Origin of the sequence: Nonomuraea fuscirosea, from assembly GCF_035917475.1 — a bacterium.
GTDB lineage: Bacteria > Actinomycetota > Actinomycetes > Streptosporangiales > Streptosporangiaceae > Nonomuraea > Nonomuraea fuscirosea.
This window is the reverse complement of sequence record NZ_CP109074.1, coordinates 2,686,531-2,709,290: the sequence shown is the minus strand read 5'-3', so window position 1 is coordinate 2,709,290 and position 22,760 is coordinate 2,686,531. Positions and strand designations below refer to the sequence as shown.

At 67.4% G+C, this 22,760-nt stretch carries 13 protein-coding genes and 3 rRNA genes; 2 read left to right on the top strand and 14 right to left on the bottom strand.

Annotated features, from left to right (window positions below; translation table 11 throughout):
- Positions 1-50: 50 nt before the first annotated feature.
- The 5 genes from OIE67_RS12180 to OIE67_RS12160 form a co-directional block, all read right to left on the bottom strand.
- Entirely contained in the window at positions 51-1,178 is a 1,128-nt protein-coding gene (locus OIE67_RS12180; RefSeq protein ID WP_326639588.1) for a hypothetical protein, read from the bottom strand.
- Positions 1,088-2,575, bottom strand: coding sequence for a hypothetical protein (locus tag OIE67_RS12175; RefSeq protein WP_326639586.1), 1,488 nt, complete (start codon positions 2,573-2,575; stop codon positions 1,088-1,090). The genes OIE67_RS12180 and OIE67_RS12175 overlap by 91 nt, the downstream gene beginning before the upstream one ends.
- A 1,249-nt stretch (positions 2,576-3,824) precedes the next feature.
- A 5S ribosomal RNA gene (gene rrf, locus OIE67_RS12170) occupies positions 3,825-3,941 on the bottom strand.
- Positions 3,942-4,102: 161 nt separating this feature from the next.
- Positions 4,103-7,207: ribosomal RNA gene (locus OIE67_RS12165) — 23S ribosomal RNA — on the bottom strand.
- A gap of 310 nt (positions 7,208-7,517) precedes the next feature.
- Positions 7,518-9,039: ribosomal RNA gene (locus tag OIE67_RS12160) — 16S ribosomal RNA — on the bottom strand.
- Together the 16S, 23S and 5S rRNA genes form the textbook arrangement of a ribosomal RNA operon.
- 2,487 nt (positions 9,040-11,526) lie before the next feature.
- On the opposite strand from OIE67_RS12160, the gene OIE67_RS12155 reads away from it, so the two are divergent.
- Positions 11,527-12,873, top strand: coding sequence for a glycosyltransferase family 39 protein (locus OIE67_RS12155; protein WP_326639584.1), 1,347 nt, complete (start codon positions 11,527-11,529; stop codon positions 12,871-12,873).
- Positions 12,874-13,055: 182 nt separating this feature from the next.
- On the opposite strand, the gene tyrS is transcribed toward OIE67_RS12155, so the two are convergent.
- Positions 13,056-14,321 carry a tyrosine--tRNA ligase gene (gene tyrS, locus OIE67_RS12150; RefSeq protein WP_326639582.1) on the bottom strand — a complete coding sequence of 422 codons (1,266 nt, stop codon included), beginning with the start codon at positions 14,319-14,321 and terminating at the stop codon, positions 13,056-13,058.
- 87 nt (positions 14,322-14,408) lie between these two features.
- On the opposite strand from tyrS, the gene OIE67_RS12145 reads away from it, so the two are divergent.
- The gene (locus tag OIE67_RS12145) at positions 14,409-14,810 is read left to right on the top strand and encodes a PH domain-containing protein (RefSeq protein WP_326639580.1); all 402 of its coding nucleotides are present in this window, start codon (positions 14,409-14,411) and stop codon (positions 14,808-14,810) included.
- Here the strand turns inward: OIE67_RS12145 and OIE67_RS12140 are convergent.
- From OIE67_RS12140 to argJ, 8 genes are read right to left on the bottom strand one after another with little or no spacing between them, the layout of a single operon-like run.
- Positions 14,750-15,451: a DNA-3-methyladenine glycosylase gene (locus OIE67_RS12140; RefSeq protein WP_326639578.1), complete on the bottom strand. Its 702-nt coding sequence runs from the start codon at positions 15,449-15,451 to the stop codon at positions 14,750-14,752. The genes OIE67_RS12145 and OIE67_RS12140 overlap by 61 nt on opposite strands.
- Complete coding sequence (gene argH / locus OIE67_RS12135; protein ID WP_326639576.1) at positions 15,433-16,854, bottom strand: argininosuccinate lyase; 1,422 nt, start codon at positions 16,852-16,854, stop codon at positions 15,433-15,435. The genes OIE67_RS12140 and argH overlap by 19 nt, the downstream gene beginning before the upstream one ends.
- Positions 16,855-16,886: 32 nt before the next feature.
- Positions 16,887-18,086, bottom strand: coding sequence for an argininosuccinate synthase (locus OIE67_RS12130; protein WP_326639574.1), 1,200 nt, complete (start codon positions 18,084-18,086; stop codon positions 16,887-16,889).
- 21 nt (positions 18,087-18,107) lie between these two features.
- Positions 18,108-18,614 carry an arginine repressor gene (locus OIE67_RS12125; protein ID WP_106247993.1) on the bottom strand — a complete coding sequence of 169 codons (507 nt, stop codon included), beginning with the start codon at positions 18,612-18,614 and terminating at the stop codon, positions 18,108-18,110.
- Positions 18,611-19,534 (bottom strand): ornithine carbamoyltransferase, encoded by a 924-nt coding sequence (gene argF / locus OIE67_RS12120; protein ID WP_106247991.1) that lies wholly within the window; start codon positions 19,532-19,534, stop codon positions 18,611-18,613. Before argF ends, OIE67_RS12125 begins: the two co-directional genes overlap by 4 nt.
- Complete coding sequence (locus tag OIE67_RS12115) at positions 19,531-20,697, bottom strand: acetylornithine transaminase (protein ID WP_326639570.1); 1,167 nt, start codon at positions 20,695-20,697, stop codon at positions 19,531-19,533. The genes argF and OIE67_RS12115 overlap by 4 nt, the downstream gene beginning before the upstream one ends.
- On the bottom strand, positions 20,694-21,569 hold the full coding sequence (argB, locus tag OIE67_RS12110; protein ID WP_326639567.1) for an acetylglutamate kinase: 876 nt from the start codon (positions 21,567-21,569) through the stop codon (positions 20,694-20,696). The genes OIE67_RS12115 and argB overlap by 4 nt, the downstream gene beginning before the upstream one ends.
- Positions 21,566-22,717, bottom strand: coding sequence for a bifunctional glutamate N-acetyltransferase/amino-acid acetyltransferase ArgJ (argJ, locus tag OIE67_RS12105; RefSeq protein WP_106247986.1), 1,152 nt, complete (start codon positions 22,715-22,717; stop codon positions 21,566-21,568). Before argJ ends, argB begins: the two co-directional genes overlap by 4 nt.
- Positions 22,718-22,760 lie beyond the last annotated feature (43 nt).

The window sequence follows — 22,760 nt, the reverse complement described above, 5'->3', positions numbered from 1 at the left end:
ACAACACCGCCTCCCCCGGCAAATCCAGAGGAGGCGGTGTGGAGTATGAGTCAGTCGTTCTTGGGCTTGTCCGTGGACGCCTCGTTGGAGTCGTCGAGCACGTCGCCGAAGTTCGGCTCGATGAACGCCGGCGTGATCCCCGGCGGCTCGGTCGGCTCCGACGCCTTCTCCGCCTTGTCCTGTCGAGCCGTGTCAACCTCGGGCTCCTGACCGCGAGCAGGGTCAGCCTCCGGCCCCTGGTCAACGGGCTCCGCGGAGTCGTCAGGTACGGTTTGCGCCGCCTCAGGCTCTACGTCAACCTGCTGTGCGTCGGCACCGACCTCAGCAACGGTGGATCCACCCTGCACGACACCGGCCTGGTCCTCGACCGCCGGGGTCTGAGACTCGACCGGCTCGGCCTCGGACGCGGAGTCCTCGACCGCCGGTACGGCGACGGAATCGTCCCGTTCCGGCGCTTCGTCCAGAACGTCACCAGACGCCAGAAGGTCGCCGGCCTCGGCGAGAGCAGCGGCGTCATCGACACCGTCCTCGTCGTCGTTTTCGTCCTCGTCCTCGTCCACCTCAGCCGAGACCTCAGAGACGTCGTCTCCGTCGAAGTCCTCGTCGAGGTCGTCCGAGTCGTCGGCCGCGCCGTCCAGCCCGGCCTCCTCGTCGTAGTCCTCCTCGACGTCCTCGATGACGGCCCCGGTCAGCTCCGCGTACCGCTCGGCCGCGTCCGTCTCGCCGTCCTCGTCGAACGCCATCGCGCGGCCGAACCACTCGGTGGCCGCCTCCTCGTGCCCGGCGTCGGCCAGCGCGTCCGCGTACGCGAAGGCCAGCCGCGCCGACCACGGCTTGGGCTGCGGGTCGCGCAGCTCGGGAAGGCGCTGCAGGGTGATCACGGCGGCATCGTGCTGGCCGAGGTCCCGGCGGGCGCCGGACTCGACGATGGTCAGCTCGATGCGCCCGTCTCGGTCGAGACGCTCGGCCTCGGGCGAACGTACGAGGTCGATGGCCCGCTCGGGACGACCGAGACCGCGCTCGCAGTCGGCCATGACCGCCAGGTACGCCTCCGAACCCGTCATCCGCCTGGCCGCCCGCAGGTCGCTCAGCGCCTCCGAGAAGTGTCCGGCCCGGTAGGCGACGATGCCGGCGGCCTCCCGTACGACGCCGATGCGAGCCGCGAACCTGCGCGCCACCTTGGTGTGCTCGTGTGCCTGATCGGGATCATCCTCTTCGAGCGCGCGCTCGGCGGCGACCAGGTGCCGGCCGACGAGGTCGGCCAGGTCGCCGGGGAGGGAACGCAGTTCCTCGAGGACTTCCTTGTCGAGCTCGTCGACGGTGATGTCGGGAGCCATCTCGGGCAGCTTCTCGCGCTGCGGAGCGGCCTCGCCCTCCCTGTCCGGGCGGCCGTACCGGGCCCGCGTACCGGAACGCTCATCACGGTCATCCCGCGAGAACGGCCTGGAGTCCCGCTGGTCCCTGTCCCGGTCACCGCCGAAACCGCCTTCGCGCCGGTCGCGGTAGCCACCCTCCCGCCGGTCGGAGTAGCCACCCTCACGACGTCCGCCGTACCCGCCTTCTCGGCGCGGCCCGCGATCGTCGCGGAAGCCACCTTCACGGCGAGGTCCGCGGTCCTGGAAGCCACCCTCACGGCGAGGTCCACGATCCTGGAAGCCGCCGCCCTCACGACGGGGACCGCTGTCACGGAACCCACCCTCGCGCCGCGGTCCGCGATCGTCACGCCCACCGCCGGCACCACGAGGCCCGCGATCATCACGGAACCCGCCCTCACGACGCGGCCCGCGATCCTGGTAACCCCCCTCACGACGGGGTCCACGATCCTGGAAGCCACCGCCTTCACGACGAGGACCGTAACCACCCTCACGCCGATCACCGTAGCCACCCTCACGACGAGGACCACGATCATCCCTGTCCCGATAGGTACGACGTCCGTCGTCTTCGCGGCGCGGCCCACGGTCCTGGTAACCGCCGCCCTCGCGACGGGGTCCGCGATCCTGGAACCCACCCTCACGACGGGCGCCATAACCGCCGCCTTCGCCGCGTGAGCCCCGGTCCCCACGGTCGTCACGGTAGCCGCCTTCTCGGCGCGGCCCGCGATCGTCGCGGAAGCCACCTTCACGGCGAGGTCCGCGGTCCTGGAAGCCACCCTCACGGCGAGGTCCACGATCCTGGAAGCCGCCGCCCTCACGACGGGGACCGCTGTCACGGAACCCACCCTCGCGCCGCGGTCCGCGATCGTCACGCCCACCGCCGGCACCACGAGGCCCGCGATCATCACGGAACCCGCCCTCACGACGCGGCCCGCGATCCTGGTAACCCCCCTCACGACGGGGTCCACGATCCTGGAAGCCACCGCCTTCACGACGAGGACCGTAACCACCCTCACGCCGATCACCGTAGCCACCCTCACGACGAGGACCACGATCATCCCTGTCCCGATAGGTACGGCGATCGTCACCGCGAGGTCCGCGGTCATCACCGTCGCGCCGGGGGGCGCGGTTGTCGCGGTAACCGCCCTCACGGCGCGGACCCCGGTCCTGATAACCGCCTTCGCGGCGCGGCCCGCGATCATCCCGATCGCGGTACGTACGGCGCTCGTCGCCGTCACGGCGTCCCGGGCGGTCGTCCCTGGAGTCGTCCCGCCGGGGCCCTCTGTCGCCGCGGTTGTAGGATCGCGACCCTTCGCCGGAACGGAACGGACGGTCCCCGCCGGAGTCTCGCCCGCGGGAGCCGTAGCCGCCGCTCCTGTCGCCTCCGCCCGAGCGCTTGTCCTCGTGCTCGCCGCCCCCGCGCTGTCCGCCGTCCGGTCCGTTATCTCTGTTCACTTCTGGTCCATTTCGTTGGCTCACCCAGCGGACTCTCAACGACGGTCCACCGTGGCTGGTCGCCGCCCACCCTGGGCCTTACGCGACGAAGGCCACCCGTGGGGGTGGCCCGGTGTGCCTCCAGCCTAGCAAGCCGTGGAACGTCCACGAGCCTGTCCAACCGGGATATCGACAATGCCCAAACCCGGACAAGCACGACCGCGCTCCCATGCACCTCGCCAGCACGCAATAGCCGAGCCCTGCCTCCGATTCCACTCACTCCCCGAGCAATCCCGCCGACATCTGCCACTCGCCGTATGACGGTCGGGAAACCCACCCATATGGAACGGTCAACGCCAGCATCAGGGATATGTACGTCGACATCCGGCTTTTCATCATGGCCGGCACCCACGCATGAGGAGCTCGGCGTAGCTGCGGCTTGATAGGTCGTCTGACGCCGTTCGCGGCCGCTTGGCCGGCCGTCGATTCCCCAAGCCCCTCGACACAGCCGCCCCAGGAGCGTCTAGGCGGGGCTGTTCCAAGGGGAGGGCCTGGCTTGGGCCGTCTCCAGGGAAGGGTCTGGGTGCGGATCTCCTCAAGGGCTGCCCCGAGGGGACGGTCTGGGAAGGGCCGTCCCCTCGGGGGATGTCGGGGCAGATCCGCCTGCCGATAGTGAAGGGGCAGGTACAGGAAGTTCAGGTGACCTATGCGTGTAGCGTCAGTGCGGGACAGATGCGCTGATAGGGCTCGTGATAATGATCACTTGACCGCTGGTGTGGCGAAAGAGATGCTGCGACTCGTCGTCGCGCTCGCCTGGCCCTGCCGCTGGTGCCGGTGATCAGGTCACAGGAGCCGGCTGGGATCAGGGTCGCCGCCTATGAGGTCCCGACAAGCCATGTCGGAGAACGTGGGCGCGTCCTCCTTGTGACTCAGATGGAGGAGGCCAAGAAAGGGTCCGGACATGCAAGAAGAGGGCCCCGACGCTGTGAAGCGTCGGAACCCTCCTCGAGAAAGATTGTCCGGCGGTGACCTACTCTCCCACACCCTCCCGAGTGCAGTACCATCGGCGCAGAGAAGCTTAACTTCCGGGTTCGGAATGTAACCGGGTGTTTCCTTCCCGCCATAACCGCCGTAACCCTCTGAAACACACAAACAACACACGCTGTTTGCTGCCTCAGAATTGCTTAGTGGACGCGAGCAACACACTCCAAACCCATCGAGTGCGGCGCAGCTCTGGACCCGGCGAAGAGAACAGAACGCAGCACACACCCCACAGAGCAAAGAAGAGTTGCTTTGTGGTCAAGTCCTCGGCCTATTAGTACCGGTCAGCTCCACACGTTACCGTGCTTCCACCTCCGGCCTATCAACCCGGTCGTCTACCGGGAGCCTTACCCCTGTTACAGGTGGGAGACCTCATCTCAAGGCGAGCTTCCCGCTTAGATGCTTTCAGCGGTTATCCCTTCCGAACGTAGCCAACCAGCCGTGCACCTGGCGGTACAACTGGCACACCAGAGGTTCGTCCGTCCCGGTCCTCTCGTACTAGGGACAGCTCCTTTCAAGTCTCCTGCGCGCGCAGCGGATAGGGACCGAACTGTCTCGCGACGTTCTAAACCCAGCTCGCGTACCGCTTTAATGGGCGAACAGCCCAACCCTTGGGACCTACTCCAGCCCCAGGATGCGACGAGCCGACATCGAGGTGCCAAACCATCCCGTCGATATGGACTCTTGGGGAAGATCAGCCTGTTATCCCCGGGGTACCTTTTAGCCGTTGAGCGACACCGCTTCCACACGCCGATGCCGGATCACTAGTCCCAGCTTTCGCTCCTGCTCGACCCGTCAGTCTCACAGTCAAGCTCCCTTGTGCACTTACACTCAACACCTGATTGCCAACCAGGCTGAGGGAACCTTTGGGCGCCTCCGTTACTCTTTAGGAGGCAACCGCCCCAGTTAAACTACCCACCAGACACTGTCCCCGATCCGGATCACGGACCAGAGTTAGACGTTCAAAACGACCAGAGTGGTATTTCACCAATGACTCCACCCGAACTAGCGTCCGAGCTTCCCAGTCTCCCACCTATCCTACACAAGACGCTCCAAACGCCAATGTCAAGCTGTAGTGAAGGTCCCGGGGTCTTTCCGTCCTGCTGCGCGTAACGAGCATCTTTACTCGTAGTGCAATTTCGCCGGGTCTGCGGTTGAGACAGCGGGGAAGTCGTTACGCCATTCGTGCAGGTCGGAACTTACCCGACAAGGAATTTCGCTACCTTAGGATGGTTATAGTTACCACCGCCGTTTACCGGCGCTTAAGTTCTCACCTTCGCCCAGCCGAAGCTGAACTAAGCGGTCCCCTTAACGTTCCGGCACCGGGCAGGCGTCAGTCCGTATACATCGTCTTACGACTTCGCACGGACCTGTGTTTTTAGTAAACAGTCGCTTCCCCCTGGCCACTGCGGCCCCCACCAGCTCAGGATGCAAAACCCATCACCAGCAGAGGCCCCCCTTCTCCCGAAGTTACGGGGGCAATTTGCCGAGTTCCTTAACCACAGTTCACCCGATCGCCTTAGTATTCTCTACCTGACCACCTGAGTCGGTTTAGGGTACGGGCCGCCACAACACTCACTAGAGGCTTTTCTCGGCAGCATAGGATCATCCACTTCACCACAATCGGCTCGGCATCACATCTCACCCTCAAGTGTTGCGGATTTGCCTACAACACGGGCTACATGCTTACCCCAGGACAACCATCGCCTGGGCTGGACTACCTTCCTGCGTCACCCCATCGCTTACCTACTACCCGATCGGATCGAGCGTTCACTCTGACGGCCATCCCGAAGGACAACCCGAGCTAAGGACTCTTAGCATCACGAGGTTCAATATGGGCGCATTGAAGCGGGTACGGGAATATCAACCCGTTGTCCATCGACTACGCCTGTCGGCCTCGCCTTAGGTCCCGACTTACCCTGGGCGGATTAGCCTGGCCCAGGAACCCTTGGTCATCCGGCGCGAGGGTTTCTCACCCTCGATTCGCTACTCATGCCTGCATTCTCACTCGCACAGCCTCCACAACTAGATCACTCTGCTGCTTCGCCGGCTGCACGACGCTCCCCTACCCATCAACTCCACATGGGAGTCAATGCCACGACTTCGGCGGTGTACTTGAGCCCCGCTACATTGTCGGCGCGGAATCACTTGACCAGTGAGCTATTACGCACTCTTTCAAGGGTGGCTGCTTCTAAGCCAACCTCCTGGTTGTCTCTGCGACTCCACATCCTTTCCCACTTAGCACACGCTTAGGGGCCTTAGTCGGTGATCTGGGCTGTTTCCCTCTCGACTACGAACCTTATCGCCCGCAGTCTCACTGCCACGCTCTCACTTACCGGCATTCGGAGTTTGGCTGACGTCAGTAACCTTGTCGGGCCCATTAGCCATCCAGTGCTCTACCTCCGGCAAGAAACACGCAACGCTGCACCTAAATGCATTTCGGGGAGAACCAGCTATCACGGAGTTTGATTGGCCTTTCACCCCTACACACAGATCATCCCCCAGGTTTTCAACCCTGGTGGGTTCGGTCCTCCACCCAGTCTTACCTGAGCTTCAACCTGCCCATGCGTAGATCACTCCGCTTCGGGTCTACAGCATGCGACTCAAACGCCCTCTTCAGACTCGCTTTCGCTACGGCTCCCCCACACGGGTTAACCTCGCCACACACCATAACTCGCAGGCTCATTCTTCAAAAGGCACGCAGTCACATCACACACCAGCAAGCTGATGTAAGCTCCTACGGCTTGTAGGCACACGGTTTCAGGTACTATTTCACGACCCCTCACCGGGGCACTTTTCACCTTTCCCTCACGGTACTCGTGCACTATCGGTCATCAGGGAGTATTTAGGCTTACCAGGTGGTCCTGGCAGATTCACACAGGATTTCTCGGGCCCCGTGCTACTTGGGATCCCCTCAAACAGTCGACAAGGTTTCGCCTACCCGGCTCTCACGGTCTACGGCGCCCCTTCCCAGAGGCTTCGACTACCCCACCGATTTATCACTGTTCACAGTCCCGGCAGAGACTGTAAGAAGGTCCCACGACCCCGGACATGCAACGCCCGCCGGCTATCACACACGCCCGGTTTAGCCTCATCCGCTTTCGCTCACCACTACTCACGGAATCACTCTTGTTTTCTCTTCCTACGGGTACTGAGATGTTTCACTTCCCCGCGTTACCACCAACCGCCCTATACATTCAGGCGGAGGCAACACCACATGACTGGTGCTAGGTTTCCCCATTCGGACATCCCCGGATCAACGTCTGGTTGGCGACTCCCCGAGGCTTAACGCAGCCTCCCACGTCCTTCATCGGCTCCTGATGCCAAGGCATCCACCGTGTGCCCTAAAAAACTTGGCCACAAAGATGCTCGCGTCCACTATGCAAATCTCAAACAACAAACAGCAACCGGCTCCCACCCCACAACCCGCGAGATGTTCACCGGCCCTGTACCGAGGTCAAACAAGCAAACCCTAAAGGCTGCCCGTTTCCTCAGGACCCAACAGTGTGTCCAACCAGCCCGGATCCCCGACACGCCCGTTCCCACTCCACTGTCTCCAGTGGCGGTACCAGAACGCCGGCCATCCGGCCAAGCTGAGTAGCCAGTGCTCCACTAGTGAGCTGTCACCCCACCACACGTTCGGTGGTGACGGGTGAGAGTGCTCCTTAGAAAGGAGGTGATCCAGCCGCACCTTCCGGTACGGCTACCTTGTTACGACTTCGTCCCAATCGCCAGCCCCACCTTCGACCGCTCCCCCCAGCAAGCTGGTTGGGCCACGGGCTTCGGGTGTTGCCGACTTTCGTGACGTGACGGGCGGTGTGTACAAGGCCCGGGAACGTATTCACCGCAGCGTTGCTGATCTGCGATTACTAGCGACTCCGACTTCATGGGGTCGAGTTGCAGACCCCAATCCGAACTGAGACCGGCTTTTAGGGATTCGCTCCGCCTCACGGCATCGCAACCCTCTGTACCGGCCATTGTAGCATGTTTGCAGCCCAAGACATAAGGGGCATGATGACTTGACGTCATCCCCACCTTCCTCCGAGTTGACCCCGGCAGTCCCCCATGAGTCCCCAACCACCAAAACGGTGTTGCTGGCAACATGGAGCAAGGGTTGCGCTCGTTGCGGGACTTAACCCAACATCTCACGACACGAGCTGACGACAGCCATGCACCACCTGTCACCCAGTCCGAAGAAGGATCTATCTCTAGACCTGTCCGGGTGATGTCAAACCTTGGTAAGGTTCTTCGCGTTGCGTCGAATTAAGCAACATGCTCCGCCGCTTGTGCGGGCCCCCGTCAATTCCTTTGAGTTTTAGCCTTGCGGCCGTACTCCCCAGGCGGGGCGCTTAATGCGTTAGCTCCGGCACGGAACCCGTGGAAGGGTCCCACACCTAGCGCCCAACGTTTACAGCGTGGACTACCAGGGTATCTAATCCTGTTCGCTCCCCACGCTTTCGCTCCTCAGCGTCAGGTAAGGCCCAGCAAGCCGCCTTCGCCACCGGTGTTCCTCCTGATATCTGCGCATTTCACCGCTACACCAGGAATTCCACTTGCCCCTACCTACCTCTAGCCGGCCCGTATCCACCGCAGACCCGCAGTTAAGCTGCGGGCTTTCACGGCAGACGCGACCAGCCACCTACGAGCTCTTTACGCCCAATAATTCCGGACAACGCTTGCGCCCTACGTATTACCGCGGCTGCTGGCACGTAGTTAGCCGGCGCTTCTTCTGCAGGTACACGTCAACTTCGTCCCTGCTGAAAGAGGTTTACAACCCGAAGGCCGTCATCCCCCACGCGGCGTCGCTGCGTCAGGCTTCCGCCCATTGCGCAATATTCCCCACTGCTGCCTCCCGTAGGAGTCTGGGCCGTGTCTCAGTCCCAGTGTGGCCGGTCGCCCTCTCAGGCCGGCTACCCGTCGTCGCCTTGGTAGGCCACTACCCCACCAACAAGCTGATAGGCCGCGAGCCCATCCCCAACCGAAAAACTTTCCACCACCACCCGATGCCAGGGGCGGTCATATCCGGTATTAGACCCAGTTTCCCGGGCTTATCCCAGAGTCAGGGGCAGGTTGCTCACGTGTTACTCACCCGTTCGCCGCTCGAGTACCCCGAAGGGCCTTTCCGCTCGACTTGCATGTGTTAAGCACGCCGCCAGCGTTCGTCCTGAGCCAGGATCAAACTCTCCAAACAATGTCTGGAAACAATCCCAACAAAAATCCATCAAGCAAACAATCACTTGACGAGGTGTTGCATGAAAATCATGCACTGGCTTTTAACACACTGTTGAGTTCTCAAGAAACGGACGCGTACAACTCGGTTTGGATCCTTTTCAGTGATCCTAACCTTGAAGGCGCTATCTCGTCTTCCGCAATCTTAGCAGATCCGCTGGCTTCGAGTCAAATCCTGCGACTTGATCTGAGGCCGGTTGACCTTCCAAGATTGTGCGCCCCGGCTCCGGGGCAACCCTCGTAACTTACCGTGTCACCCGGGCCATGTCGAATCAACCGAATTTTCGGTGGTGTCGGCACGCCCGGACAACGCCCATGCTGGAACACGCCTAAGCGGCTCCGCCAGGTGGCTCGTTGTATCAAGGGGCTTGCCCTGGGGCCCGTCCGCCTGACCGGCGTCCGGCTCACTCCCGGGGCGAAGAGAAACATTAGGTCGCGATCCACGACACGTCAAATCGACTCGCGAGGGAGATGGCGGCGCGTCTCCGGTCTGTGGAAGTTCTTACTGGTCAGCGCATCGGGTGCGGCTGTGCATCCCTTGGCGGTGGGACGTCGAGTGCGGCATCGGATCGGCATCGGGTGCGGCGTGCTCGGGGTCGATGTGGTTCTCGCGGATGGGTGCAACGCGAGTCGGAGCGGTCGTGGAGGTGGTCGTTACTGAGGCCCTCTGCCCCGCGCCCACTGACGATGACGGCGGCTGGTGGTGACGGTTGCCAGATGGGAGCGTCGTTGAGCTGAACGTTGCCGAGTGGTCGTCGGTTGGCGGCGGTGTCTCATTGGGTGATGGAGGCCGTAGCCGAGTCATCTGGCGATCGGGGCTGCCGCCGGTGGTAGGCGCCGGTGGTAGGCAGCGGTGGTAGGTACGGCAGCGAGGGCGGGAACCAGAGCAACAACGGTGAGCGCAGTAGGAGCGGCAAGGCTGACTGTTCGGCTGCTGGGAAGGTGCCAGTGGTTCTTGCGGTGCTATAGGGCAGGTGAGCCCCAGGGCCATGGGGGCGGTTAGTCCATGGGACTGAGCGGGTGTGGCGCCATTGGGCGGGCGTGATTGGGCGGGCGTGGTTCATGAAGGCTAGGAAGACGCTGGTAGAGCGCACGGACGGTGGAGCTGCCGAGGGGATGGGGCTGCTAAGGCGGTGGCGGGGCGGGTGGTGCCCGAAAGTTGAATGCTGATAGTGCTCGGGGTGCCGATTGGCTCGTTCGGCCGCACCGAGAGTGCGGGCGGGCCTCGTGAACGACTTGCTTGGCGCGGCTACCGGAGTCTGCCCATGGCCGGGCAGAGCGCGCGGCAGACAAGGCGTGCGGGGAGAGCGTGGCGATTGATCAGGCGGTTAGGGCAGGGCGATCGCCCCAAGCATCCGCCCCAGACGCCGGCGCAGAGGGCCGGCGCAGAGGGCCGGCGCAGAGGGCCGGCGCAGAGGGCCGGCGCAGAGGGCCGGCGCAGAGGGCCGGCGCAGAGGGCCGGCGCAGAGGGCCGGCGCAGAGGGATCGAGTTGCTGGAGGGCGGACTGGGGGCCGTTGGTGAAGCATTCGGGTTCTGGGCTGCGCTTTCAAGTCTTGTGTCAGGCGGCGCGCTTCCAGGCACCGTGTCGGAGGGAGGCGCTTCTGAGCGCTGTGGGCGGGTGCCTTGTCGTCTCGGTGCTCGGGCGGCGGTTGCTACCGGTGGCCCCGTGACTTGAGGTGACGGCGGCGTTGCGCCATTTGAGGGTCATGTATGGCAAGTGCTGCCGATGCCCTTCCGCGATGGGGCCTCTGTCAGCGCCGTGTGGGGAGGTGCGGTGCCGACGATGGCGGCGCCGGGCAACGCGGGGCTTTGGCGGGGTCTGGGGGGTCCCGAGCTGGGTCCGGAAGTGTGGGCTGGGGTTCGGGCCAGAGGCGCAGGCTCAAGGCAGGCCGGAGGTATCGGGCAGACATGCGGGCTTAAGGCGGGCCAGAGGTACCGGCCAGAGGTGTAAGTCCAAGGCGGACCAGAGCTGCCGGCCAGACGTGCAAGTCCAAGGCGGACCAAGGCTACCGGCCAGACGTGCAGGTCCAGGGCGGGTTAGAGGCACATGCTCCAAGCGGGCCAGAAGTGCGGGCTCCGAGATGGCGATCTTTGTTGTTTCGGGGGCGCTGTGCTCGCGGGCGGCTCGGTGAGAAGGACGGTGGAGATCGGAGGTCTTGGGGGCGGTTTCGGGGTTGTTGCTTGAGTGTGAGGCTTAGGTGATCGGGTCATAGGGGGTGGAGACGATCACTTTCGCCCTATACCGGGACCACTGCCGCGTATCCTGCCCCGGTGACCACTGCCGCCACACTAGCTCCCCCAGTCCGTCCAGCCGCCCGGCTCCGCACGTCGACCCCCTGGTGGATGGGGCTGGTCGCGGGGGTGGCCGCGTTCTCGGGTACTGGTTCCTCAACATTGAACGGGGACGAGCTGGCCACCATCAGCGCCGCCGGCCGTTCTCTGGCGGGGATGTTTGAACTGGCTCGCCACATCGATGGTCATTTCCTCCCGTACTACCTGTTCATGCACTTCTGGGTGAAGGCGGGGACGGCGGAGTTGTGGTTGCGGTTGCCGTCGGCGGTGGCGATCGGGGTGGCGGCGTGGTTCCTGGTCGAGCTGGGGCGCCGGCTGCACAGTACGCGCGCAGGGGTGATCGCGGCCGGGGTGTTCGCGATCCTGCCTTCGGTGTCCTACTACGGGGCTTTCGCCAGGTCGTACGCGTTCGCGGCGGCGGCGGTCGTGTTCTCGTTCTGGGCGTTGCACCGGGCCGTGGAGGCCGGCGGGCGGCCGGGGATGCGGCGCTGGGTGGTGTACGGGGTGGCGGTGGCGCTGGTCTGCTCCACGCACCTCTTCGCGGTGCTCGTGCTGCCGGCCCAGGTGCTGCTGATGCGGCGGGCCGTGGCGGTGCGCATGATGGCGGCGATGGCCGTGGGATGTGTGCCGGCCGCGGTGCTGGGCTTGATCGGGTACGGGGAGCGGCATGCCATCAGCTGGATCCCCGAGCGTGGACCCGAGGTGTGGTTGAAGTTTCCGAAGATGGCGGCGGGGGCTGGCACCCTCGGAGTGGTGTTGTTCGTGATGGCGCTGGCAGGGGCGGTGCTGTCCTGGAGGACGCTACAGGGCGGGGCAGTCCTCCGGTCGTCCACCGGAGGCGGTCGGAGTGGTGAGGTCTGGGCGTTCGTGCTGGTGGGGTGGCTCGTGCTGCCGCCGGTGCTGCTGCTCCTGGTCTCGTGGGCGGTCACGCCGGTGTACGTGGATCGCTATCTGTTCGTGACGGCTCCCGCGCTGGCGCTGCTGGCGGGGCTGGCCGTGGCGGCTCTGCCCCGGTTCCACATGGTGGCGGGCGTGGTGGTCGTGGTGCTGGGGTGCGCGCTGGCATTCCCCGACCACGTCGACGTACGGGAGGAGAACGGCCGGTTCGAGAACATCCCGTGGGCCCTGCGCGTGATCAAGGCCGAGCCCGAGGACGCCATCGTCTACGGGCAGAGCCAGCTGCGGACCGGGTTCGACTACTACGCCGACTCCCTCATGCCCGTGGACGTGCTGCAGACGGGGGACGCGCCGGACCCGGACGGGTTCGGCTACCCGGAGCGGTCCGATGTCTCGGCCGTGCTGAAGGACCGGGAGCGGGTCTGGGTCGTGTGGCGGGGGACGAAGCAGTCGGGACTCGAAGGGGATGCGGTGCCTCGGGTCGGGGAGGTGGAGCGGGCCGGCTTCGAGCTGAGCCTGGCCAAGCATTCGGTGGATCTGCCCGGACTGACGGTGGCTTTGTTCACCCGCGATCAAGAAACCGCCGGTCAAGGAGCACACAGCTAAGGGATACGCAGGTAAGGGACACGCAGGTAAGGGACACGCAGGGCCGGTACGGGGCCGAGGCGGTGCGTGGGGTCGAGCGGCCCCGGTCATCAGACGGTCGCGGCATCAACATGACGGCACCGACGTAGCGGCACGGCAACGGGCCCCCCGGAGTGCCGGAGGGCCCGTGGGGTGGTGGGCGGTCAGCCGACCTCGACCCCGCCGATCGACTTCTTGCCGCGCCGCAGCACCATGTACCGCCCGCCCAGCAGATCATCGGCGCCGGGCACGTACGCCTCGTCGGTGATCTTGCGGTTGTTGAGGTACGCCCCGCCCTCCTTCACCGCCCGCCGCGCCGCCGACTTGGACTCCACCAGCCCGCTGTCCGCCAGCAGGTCCACGAAGGCGGTGCCGAGCTCGGGGACGACGGCCCTGGGCACCTCGGCCAGCGCGGCCCCGAGGGTGGCGGCCGGCAGGTCCTCCAGTGAGCCCTGGCCGAACAGGGCCTTGGAGGCGGCGACGACCGCGTCCAGCTCCGCCCGGCCGTGCAGCAGCTCGGTGAGGTCCTCGGCCAGGGTGCGCTGGGCCTCGCGGGCGAAGGGGCGTTCGGCGACGGCCTTCTCCAGCGTCTCGATCTCCTCGCGGCTCCGGAACGTGAACACCTTCAGGTAGTGGATCACGTCGCGGTCGTCGGTGTTGAGGAAGTACTGGTAGAAGGCGTACGGGGAGGTCATCTCGGGGTCGAGCCAGAGGGCGCCGCCGGCGGTCTTGCCGAACTTGGTGCCGTCGGCCTTGGTGATGAGCGGCTGGGTCAGCACGTGGACGTGGCCGCCCTCGACGCGGCGGATGAGGTCGGCGCCCGCGGTGATGTTGCCCCACTGGTCGCTGCCGCCGATCTGCAGGGTGCAGCCGTAGCGGCGGTACAGCTCCAGGTAGTCGTTGGACTGCAGGATCTGGTAGCTGAACTCGGTGTAGCTGAGCCCTTCGCCCTGCAGCCGCGCGGACACCGACTCCCTGGCGAGCATGCGGTTGACCGGGAAGTGCTTGCCGATGTCGCGCAGGAAGTCGATGGCGCTCAGCTCGCCGGTCCAGTCGAGGTTGCTGACGAGACGGGCCGGGTTGGGCTGGGCGTCGAAGTCGAGAAATCTGCTGACCTGGCCGCGCAGGCGGTCCACCCACTCGGCGACGATGTCGCTGGAGTTGAGCGAGCGCTCGGTGTTGCGGCCGCTCGGGTCGCCGATGAGGCCGGTGGCGCCGCCGACGAGGCCGATCGGGTTGTGCCCGGCCAGCTGGAAGCGACGCAGCGTGAGCAGCGGCACGAAGTGGCCGATGTGCAGGGACGGCGCGGTGGGGTCGAAACCGGAATAGACCGTGATCGGTGCCTCGGCCATGGACGCGCGCAGCGCGTCGAGGTCGGTGGACTGGGCGATCAGGCCTCGCCACGCGAGGTCGTCAAGGATGTCGGTCACGGTGATCTGGCTTCCCTGGGTCGTTGTCGGTGCCTTTAGCCTGCCCGATCGGTGCGCGTGGGCGCTACTTGGATACGCTGTGTACCCATGTGGAGGGTCCGTCGCGAGCTGGCCGTTTTCAAGATCTTAGGGGCTCTGGTGTGTGCCGGGCTCGGCGTCTTCTGGTGGTCGGACGGGGATGTGCGCGGGGTGATCCTCGCGGTGCCCGCGGCCGTCCTGGTGGGCGGGATGGGGTTGCGCGATCTGATCGTCCCGGTACGGCTGGCGGCCGACGAGAGCGGCATCACGGTGGTGCACGGGTTCGCGGGCCGGCGGCACGTGCCGTGGGAGTCGATCTGGGACGTCAAGGTGGACGTACGCAGGCGGTGGGGGCTGCGCAGCGAGATGCTGGAGATCGACACCGGCGACTACCTGCACGTCTTCAGCCCTCAAGAGCTGGGCACCTCCCCCACGGAGGTGGCCGCGGCGCTGCGCCGGCGCGGTACGTGAGCGCGGTACGGCGAGACGGTCGGGTCGCCCTCGATCCAGAACCGCCACGGGGTGTCCTTGGCCGTCGAGACGCCGGTGCGCGGCCCTGACCTGATCGCCGAAGGATCGGCGGGCAGGCCGTGCAGCACGGTGGCCGACTGGTGCGGCCGGCCCGAAGGCGAGCCTTCGCGGACGGCGTCGAGGCCGTTGTGCTCGCGCAGCAGGCCCAGGGCCACGGCCAGCCGGGCGGGGCCGCGGGCCAGGTCGCGATCGGCGACCGGCTTGCCGGACGAGCGGCGGGCGCGGGCCTCGGCGACGCCCTCGACCACCTCGCCGGCCCGCAGCAGCACGGCCGCGCCGAAGCCTTCAGGCAGGCACACGAGGTTCGCGCAGAAGTGCATGCCGTAGGTGAAGTAGACGTAGATGTGACCCGGCGGGCCGAACATGACCGCGTTGCGCGGCGTCCGGCCCCGGTAGGTGTGCGCGGCCGGGTCCTCGCCGGGGCCGCCGTACGCCTCGACCTCGGTCAGGCGTACGGCGACGGCGCTCTCCCCGCTGCCGTGCAGGAGCACGCGCCCGAGCAGGTCGGGCGCCACCTCCCAGGAGGGCCGGTCGAAGAAACTCCGCGGCAGTGCGGCGGAGCTCAGCTCCCCGCGGCCCATGCCGCCTGCGCGTCGACGGCCTCCCGCAGCGCGACGAGCTGGTCGCGCACGCGGTCGGGCGCGGTGCCGCCGTGGGCCTTGCGCGCGGCCAGGGCGCCGGGCACGCTGAGCACGTCGCGGACGTCGGGGGTCAGGTGCGGCGAGACCTTGACCAGCTCGTCGTCGGTCAGCTCGCCGAGGTCCTTGTCGTTGACCTGGCACCACACGACGAGGTGGCCGACGGCCTCGTGCGCCTCGCGGAACGGCACGCCGCGGCGGACGAGCAGCTCGGCCAGGTCGGTGGCGAGGGCGAACCCGTCGGGCGCCGAGGCCTCCATCCGGGCGGTGTTGACCCGCATGGTGGCGACCAGGCCGGCCATCGCGGGCAGGACGAGCAGGAGGGTGTCGACCGCGTCGAACACCGGCTCCTTGTCCTCCTGCAGGTCCCTGTTGTAGGTGAGCGGCAGGCCCTTGAGCGTGGTGAGCAGCGCCATGAGGTTGCCGATGAGGCGCCCGGACTTGCCGCGGGCCAGCTCGGCGACGTCGGGGTTCTTCTTCTGCGGCATGATCGACGAGCCGGTGGAGTAGGCGTCGTCCATCTCGATCCAGCGGAACTCCTGCGAGGCCCACAGGACGATCTCCTCGCCCAGCCGCGACAGGTGCACGCCGATCATGGCCGCGTCGAACAGGAACTCGGCGGCGAAGTCGCGGTCGGCGACGGCGTCCATCGAGTTGGGCGCGGCTGCGGAGAAGCCCAGCTCCTCGGCCACGGCCTGCGGGTCGAGCGGCAGCGACGAGCCGGCCAGGGCGCCGGAGCCGAGCGGGGAGATCGCGGCGCGCTTGTCCCAGTCGGTGAGCCGGTCGACGTCACGGGCGAAGGCGTGCACGTGCGCCAGCAGCTGGTGGCCGAACGAGACCGGCTGCGCGTGCTGCAGGTGCGTCATGCCGGGCGCGGCCGTCTCGGCGTGCTGCTCGGCCTGGGCCATCAGCGCCGTCTCCAGCTCGACCAGGCGCGAGACCACCGACCTGGCGTGGTCGCGCAGGTAGAGCCGCAGATCGGTGGCGATCTGGTCGTTGCGCGAGCGGCCGGCGCGGAGCTTGCCGCCGAGCGAGCCGAGCCGCTCCAGCAGGCCGCGCTCCAGCGCGGTGTGCACGTCCTCGTCGGCGACCGTCGGGCGGAACTCCCCCGCCTTGCACGCGCGCTCCAGGTCGTCGAGCGCGCCGATCATGCGATCGAGCTCCTCGTCGCTCAGCAGCTCCGCCTTGTGCAGCACGCGGGCGTGCGCCCTGGACGCCGCCAGGTCGTACGGCACCAGCCGCCAGTCGAAGTGCACGCTCACCGACAGCCGGGCCAGCGCGTCGGACGGGCCGCTCTCGAAGCGTCCGCCCCACAGCCGCATCGGCTTGCCATCACTCACCGTCATCTCCTCCGTTTCCCCCGCGACCATAGTGCAAGTCAGTCCTTTCTCGTGTCCCGGGCCGCCGCGATCTTAGCGGGGAGGGAGAACAGCTGGACGAAGCCTTTGGCCAGGGACTGGTCGAAGGTGTCGCCGGTGTCGTACGTGGCGAGCGAGAAGTCGTACAGGGAGTCGTCGGAGCGCCGCCCCGTCACGGTGGCCCGCCCGCCGTGCAGGGTCATCCTGATCTCGCCGTTGACGTGCTTCTGGGCGTCGGCGATGAGGGCGTCGAGCGCGTCCTTGAGCGGCGAGAACCACAGGCCGTCGTAGACGAGTTCGCTCCAGCGCTGGTCGACGCCGCGCTTGAAGCGGGCCAGGTCGCGCTCGACGGTGACGCTCTCCAGCTCCATGTGCGCGGTGATGAGCGCGATGGCGCCGGGCGCCTCGTAGACCTCGCGCGACTTGATGCCGACCAGGCGGTCCTCGACCATGTCGATCCGGCCCACGCCGTGGGCGCCGGCGCGCCGGTTGAGCTCGTCGATCACCGCGTACGGGGTCAGCGGCCGCCCGTCCAGGGCGACGGGCACGCCGCGGGCGAAGCTGATCACGACCTCGTCGGGGTCGCGCGGCCGCGCCGGGTCGGAGGTGTAGGAGTAGACCTCCTCGGTGGGGCCGTTCCAGATGTCTTCGAGGAAACCGGTCTCGACGGCGCGGCCCCAGAGGTTCTGGTCGATGGAGAACGGGTTCTTCTTCGACGTCTCGATGGGCAGGCCCTTGGCCTCGGCGTACTCGATGGCCTTGTCACGTGTCCAGGCGAAGTCCCTGGCGGGGGCGATGACCTGGAGGTCGGGGGCGAGGGCGGCCAAGCCGGCCTCGAAGCGGACCTGGTCGTTGCCCTTGCCGGTGCAGCCGTGGGAGACGACGGTGCCGCCGAACTGCCTGGCCGCCGTCACCAGGTGTTTGACGATGAGCGGGCGCGAGAGGGAGGAGACCAGCGGGTAACGGTCCATGTAGAGGGCGTTGGCCAGCAGGGCCGGCACGCAGAAGTCTGCGGCGAACTCCTCCTTGGCGTCCACGACGACCGATTCCGCGGCGCCGCAGTCGATGGCCCGCTTCTGGATGGTCTCCATGTTCTCGCCGCCCTGGCCGAGGTCCACGGCGACGGCGATGACCTCGGCGTCCATCTTCTCGGCGAGGTACGGGATGGCGACCGAGGTGTCGAGCCCGCCGGAATAGGCGAGCACCACTCTGTCGGGCATGTCAGTCTCCCTGGAAGTCTGTCAGGTGCGCCGGTCGGCGACCCTCAGCAGTGCCTCCGCGACGGCCTGCCCGCCCTGCGGGTCGCGGCTGATGACGAGGATCGTGTCGTCGCCGGCCACCGTGCCGAGGATGGACTCCCAGTCGGCGTGGTCGATGGCGGAGGCGAGGAACTGGGCCGCGCCCGGCGGGGTGCGTACCATGACCAGGTTGGCCGACGCCTCGGCTCCGACGAGCAGTTCCTCCGCGATGCGGTGCAGGCGGGCGTCGGGGCTCTCGCCGCTGCCCAGCCGGGCGAGCGGGATCCGGCCGCCGCCCTCGCCGGGCAGCGCGTAGACGAGGGAGCCGTCGTCGGCGCGCAGCTTGAGCGCGCCGAGTTCGTCGAGGTCGCGCGAGAGCGTGGCCTGGGTGACCTCGACGCCGCTCTCGGCGAGGAGTTTGGCCAGCTCGGGCTGGGATCGCACGGCCTTGCGCTCCAGCAGGTCGGTGATCTTCGCCTGCCGGGCGGCCTTGGTCATCGGGATGGTCATCGGTGCGACACCAGCCAGTGGAGCAGCGCCTTCTGGGCGTGCAGGCGGTTCTCCGCCTGGTCCCACACGACGCTGCGCGGGCCTTCGAGCACCTCGTCGGTGATCTCGTAGCCGCGGTAGGCCGGCAGGCAGTGCAGCACGACGGCGTCGGGTGCGGCGTGCTCGACCAGCTCGGCGTTCACCTGGTACGGCATGAGGACGTTCACCCGTTCCTCCTTGCCGTCCTGGCCCATCGAAACCCAGGTGTCGGTGGCGATCACGTGGGCGCCCTGGACGGCGGCCACCGGGTCGGACAGCGCGAGCACGGAGCCGCCGGTCCGGGCGGCGATGGCCGCGGCCTGGTCGAGCAGGACGGCGTCGGGCTGGTAGCCGGCGGGGGCGGCGATCCGTACGTGCATCCCGGCGGTGGCGCCGCCGAGCAGGTAGGAATGGGCCATGTTGTTGGCGCCGTCGCCCACGTAGGTGAGCGTGACCCCGGCGGTGCGGCCCAGCCGCTCACGGACGGTCTGCAGGTCGGCGAGGATCTGGCAGGGGTGGAAGTCGTCGGTGAGCGCGTTCACGACCGGCACCGCGGAGTGCGCGGCCATCTCCTCGATCAGCGCCTGGCCGGTGGTGCGCCAGACGATGGCGGCGACCTGCCGGTCGAGCACCCTGGCCAGGTCGGAGGCCGGTTCGCCGCGGCCCATGAGCACCGAGACGTTGTCGACGACCAGCGGCAGGCCGCCCAGCTCGCCGATGCCGGTGTGGAAGGAGACGCGGGTCCTGGCCGATGGCTTGTCGAACAGGACGGCGACGGTCTGCGGCCCTTCGAAGGGGCGGTAGCCGAAGCGGTCCTTCTTCATGGCGGCGGCGAGGTCGAGGACCTCGGCCTGCTCGGCGGGGCTGAGGTCGTCGTCGCGCAGGAAGTGCCTGGGGCTCATGCGGCCGCCTCCGTCAGGATGGCGGGCAGCGCCGACACCAGCGCGTCGACTTCCTCCGCCGTCACGATGAGCGGCGGGGCGATGCGCACGGCGTCGGGTTGCAGCGCGTTGACCAGGAATCCGGCTCCGGCGGCGGCCTGCTGGACCTGGGCCGAGCGGTCGTCGGACAGCACGGCGGCCAGCCACAGGCCGCGGCCGCGCACGCTCTTGAGCAGCGGGTGGCGGACGGACTCCAGGCCGGTGCGCAGCCGCGCGGCGACCGACTTCACGTGGTCGAGGTCGATGGTGTCGAGGACGGCGAGCGCGGCGGCGCACGAGACGGGGTTGCCGCCGAAGGTGGAGCCGTGGTCGCCCTTCTCGAACAGCTTGCCGGCGTCGCCGAAGCCGACGCACGCGCCGATGGGCAGCCCGCCGCCGAGGCCCTTGGCCAGGGTGAGGATGTCGGGGGTGACGCCGTCCGCCTGGTGGGCGAACCAGTGCCCGGTGCGGCCGATGGCCGACTGGATCTCGTCGGCGACCAGCAGGGCGCCGGTGGAGTCGCAGATCTCGCGGGCGGCCTCGAAGTAGCCCTCGGGCGGCGGGACGACGCCGGCCTCGCCCTGGGTGGGCTCCAGGAAGACCGCGATGCAGTCGCCGGTGACGGCCTCCTTGAGCGCGTCGGCGTCGCCGTACGGGACGAAGCGGACCTCGACCGGGAACGGGCCGAACTGGTCGCGGATGGCCCGCTTGCCGGTCAGGGACAGGGCGCCGATGGTGCGGCCGTGGAAGCCGTTCTCGGCGGCCACGAAGTAGGAGCGGCCCTCGCGCCGGCCGTACTTGAGCGCGAGTTTGTACGCGGCCTCGTTGGCCTCGGTGCCGGAGTTGGCGAAGAAGACGCGGGCGGGGGCGTTCAGCAGGTCGAGGAGCCTCTCGGCGAGCAGCACCTCGGGTTCGTGCAGGAACAGGTTGCTCGTGTGCGCGATCGTGGCGACCTGCGCGGAGACGGCCTCGACGAGGGCGGGGTGGGCGTGGCCGAGCGAGCTGGTCGCGATGCCGGCGATGAAGTCGAGGTACTGCCTGCCTTCGGCGTCCCAGACGCGGGTGCCCTCTCCGCGCGCCAGCGCGATCGGGGGGACGCCGTAATTAGGCATGAACGCGTTTTCGAATCTCGTGAACAGGTTCATGAGGGCACCACCATCGTTCCGATTCCTTCATTGGTGAAGATCTCCAGCAGCAGCGAGTGGGAGACCCGCCCGTCGAGCACGTGGGCCTGGGGAACCCCGCCCTGCACGGCCGTCAGGCAGGCCTCCATCTTGGGCACCATGCCGCTGGACAGCTTGGGCATCAGCGTCGCGAGTTCGTCGGCGGTGAGCAGGTCGATCACGTCGGTGTCGTCGGGCCAGTTGGCGTACAGGCCCTCGACGTCGGTCAGCACGATCAGCTTGTGCGCCTGGAGCGCCACGGCCAGCGCGGCGGCGGCGGTGTCGGCGTTGACGTTGTAGATCTCGCCGTCGTCGCCCCTGGCCACGCTGGAGATGACCGGGATGCGGCCGTTGTCGAGCAGGGCGCTCACCGCGCCCGGCTCGACCTTGATGATCTCGCCGACCTGGCCGATGTCGACCGGCTCGCCGTCCACGAGGGCGTGCTTGCGCACGGCGGTGAACAGGTGGGCGTCCTCCCCCGACATGCCGACGGCGAACGGGCCGTGCCGGTTGACCAGGCCGACGATGTCGCGGTTGACCTGGCCGGTGAGGACCATGCGGACGACCTGCATGGCCTCGGGCGTGGTGACGCGCAGCCCGGCGGTGAACGTGGACTCGATGCCGAGCTGGTCGAGGGCGGTGCTGATCTGGGGGCCGCCGCCGTGCACGACGACCGGGCGCAGGCCGGCGTGGTGCAGGAAGACGACGTCCTCGGCGAAGCCCTCCTTGAGCGCGTCGTCGATCATGGCGTTGCCGCCGTATTTGATCACGATGGTGGCGCCGTGGAAGCGGGTGAGCCAGGGCAGCGCCTCGATCAGCGACTCGGCCTTGGCCTGGGCGGTGGTGAGCCTCATGAGGAGTACGCCGAGTTCTCGTGGACGTAGTCGGCCGTCAGGTCGGTGGTGTGCACGGTCGCGGTGTGCGTGCCCGCCGACAGGTCGATGGTGATCGTCACGTCGCGGGGACGCATGTCCACCTTGGAACGGTCGTCGCCGACGGCGCCGCCCCGGCAGATCCAGATGCCGTTGATGGCGACGTTGAGCCGGTCGGGCTCGAACTCGGCGTCGGTGGTGCCGACGGCGGCCAGGACGCGGCCCCAGTTGGGGTCCTCGCCGTGGATGGCGCACTTGAGCAGGTTGGACCGGGCGACCGAGCGGCCGACCTTGACCGCGTCGGGCTCGGAGGCGGCGCCGACCACCTCGATGGCGATGGCCTTGGAGGCGCCCTCGGCGTCCACCAGGAGCTGCCTGGCCAGGTCGGCGCAGACCTCGTGCACCTTCTCCCCGAACTCGGCCAGGTCGGGCCGCACGCCGGAGGCGCCGCTGGCCAGCAGCAGCACGGTGTCGTTGGTGGACATGCACCCGTCGGTGTCGAGCCGGTCGAACGTCTGGGAGGTGGCCTCGCGCAGGACGGCGTCGAGCTCCTCGCTGGTCAGCTCGGCGTCGGTGGTGATCACGCAGAGCATGGTGGCCAGGGCGGGGGCGAGCATGCCCGCGCCCTTGGCCATGCCGCCGACCATGTAGCCGCTGCCGCGCCGGAAGGAGATCTTGGAGACGGTGTCGGTGGTGCGGATCGCGTCGGCGGCGGCCAGGCCGCCGTCGCGGGAGAGCTGGCCGGCGGCGTTCTCGACGCCGGACAGCAGCGCGTCCATGGGCAGCCGCTCGCCGATGAGCCCGGTCGAGCAGACGGCGATCTCGCCCGCGGAGTCCGCCAGCGCCTCGGCCGCCTTCTCGGCGGTGGCGTGGGTGTCCTGGAAGCCCTCGGGGCCGGTGCAGGCGTTGGCGCCGCCCGAGTTGAGCACCACCGCGCGCAGCCGGCCGCCCGCCAGGACCTGCTGCGACCACAGCACGGGGGCGGCCTTGACCCGGTTGGCGGTGAAGACGCCCGCGGCGGCGCGGCTGGGGCCGTCGTTGACGACGAGGGCCAGGTCACGGGCGTCGCCCGACTTGATCCCCGCGGCCACGCCCGCTGCTCTGAAGCCCAAGGGGGCGGTGACACTCATGCGTCCTCCTTCGCCGGCCGCGCAAGTGTCGGGCACGCTCGCT